The 1,273-nt window shown below is 63.8% G+C and carries 1 protein-coding gene; it reads left to right on the top strand.

The window, feature by feature from the left end:
* Positions 1-1,273: helicase-related protein (locus LQV45_RS33465; protein ID WP_290370400.1), on the top strand; the 1,273-nt coding region annotated here is incomplete at both ends.

Raw genomic sequence — 1,273 nt, 5'->3', positions numbered from 1 at the left:
GGTGGAATACTTCGTGTCCTACTACGACTACTACCAGCCGGAGGCCTACGTCGCCCAGACGGACACCTTCATCGAGAAGGACTCCTCCGTCAACGAGGAAGTCGAACGGCTCCGCCACTCCGCGACCAACGCGCTGCTGACCCGCCGCGACGTGATCGTGGTTGCCACCGTCTCCTGCATCTACGGCCTCGGCACCCCGGAAGAATACATCGCCGGGATGGTGACCCTCCGCAAGGGGGCGGAGATGAACCGTGACGACCTGCTCCGAAAGTTCGTCTCCATGCAGTACACCCGCAACGACATGGACTTCCACCGCGGCACGTTCCGGGTCCGCGGCGACACCGTGGAAATCATCCCGATGTACGAGGAACTGGCGATCCGGATCGAGTTTTTCGGTGACGAGATCGAAAATATCCAGACCCTGCACCCGCTGACCGGCGAAGTGCTCCGGGACGAGAACGAAATGTACGTCTTCCCCGCCTCGCACTACGTCGCCGGTCCGGAACGGATGGGCCGGGCGATCAAGCGGATCGAAGATGAACTGGCCGAGCGCCTCGCCGTGCTGGAAAGCCAGAACAAGCTGGTCGAGGCCCAACGGCTCCGGATGCGCACCACCGATGACCTGGAAATGATGCAGCAGATGGGGTTCTGCAACGGCATCGAGAACTATTCCTCGCACATCGACGGCCGGGCCCGGGGGACCGCGCCGCACTGCCTGATCGACTACTTCCCGGATGACTTCCTCCTGGTGATCGATGAGTCCCACGTCACCGTGCCGCAGATCGGCGCCATGTACGAGGGCGACATGTCCCGCAAACGGAACCTCGTGGACCACGGCTTCCGGCTGCCCTCGGCGATGGACAACCGCCCGCTCAAATGGGACGAGTTCCAGGACCGCGTGGGCCAGACCGTCTACCTGTCCGCGACGCCGGGCAAGTACGAGCTCGGCAAGTCCGACGGCTTCGTCCAGCAGATCATCCGCCCCACCGGCCTGATCGACCCCGAGGTCGTCGTCAAGCCCACGAAGGGGCAGATCGATGACCTGCTGGGCGAAATCCGGACCCGCACCGCGAAGAACGAGCGGGTCCTGGTCACCACCCTGACCAAGCGGATGGCCGAGGACCTGACGGACTACCTGCTGGGCCATGGCGTGAAGGTGGAATACCTGCACTCCGACGTCGACACCCTCCGCCGGGTGGAACTCCTGCGCGAACTGCGGATGGGTGTCTTCGACGTCCTCGTCGGCATCAACCTGCTCCGTGAAGGCCTGGAC

The sequence above is a fragment of the Microbacterium sp. Bi128 genome (assembly GCF_918698205.1).
This window is presented reverse-complemented; position numbering and strand designations above follow the sequence as displayed.